The organism is Synechococcus sp. H70.1, assembly GCF_047502705.1.
Classification (GTDB): Bacteria; Cyanobacteriota; Cyanobacteriia; order Thermostichales; family Thermostichaceae; genus Thermostichus.
Window position 1 is genome coordinate 1 of the sequence record NZ_JANSIV010000141.1, and the last position, 587, is coordinate 587.

Here is a 587-nt window from a genome sequence, read left to right on the forward strand (position 1 = left end):
GGGTGGCGCCGTGCTGGCGCAGCGAACCCCGCAAGGTCAAGGGGTTGGTCTCGATCCCTGTCGAGTAGCGGGCGCTTTGGGGGCAATAGGCGCAGAGTTGAACCCGGTTGGGAGGGTGGTGCTGTCGGTGCACCGCTTGCGCCTCGAACACCAGCTGCGGCAGCGGCCGATAGTACTCCGGAGCAGTGGCCATGCCGGCAATGTCCAAAACTCCCTAAAAGCTTGCCAGTACTCTTAGGCTTGGTTAGAATGCTGAGTCTGTGCTTTGGGAAGGCGAACCCGTCTCGCTTGGAAACCCAACAATGATAACCGCAGAAGCAGGGGCCAAAGGCCCTATTAGCCAATTTATTGAGCATCACTTTCGCCACTTTAACGCCGCCGCCCTGCTGGATGCCGCCAAGGGCTACGCCGCTCACCTAGAAAAAGGCGGCAAGATGATGGTGACCTTGGCAGGCGCTATGAGCACGGCGGAGCTAGGGCTTTCCCTGGCTGAGATGATTCGGCAGAACAAGGTGCACGCCATCTCCTGCACCGGCGCCAACCTGGAGGAAGACATCTTCAACCTCATCGCCCACAACTTCTATGAG

Annotated in this window: 1 protein-coding gene and 1 pseudogene; one reads left to right on the top strand and one right to left on the bottom strand. The window is 59.1% G+C overall.

The window, feature by feature from the left end:
- Positions 1-208 (bottom strand): annotated as a pseudogene (locus NW827_RS09885) (hypothetical protein); the annotation flags it as partial.
- A 94-nt stretch (positions 209-302) separates the two neighbouring features.
- Between NW827_RS09885 and NW827_RS09890 the strand changes: the two are divergent.
- Positions 303-587: deoxyhypusine synthase family protein (locus NW827_RS09890; protein ID WP_414503634.1), on the top strand; the 285-nt coding region annotated here is incomplete at its 3' end.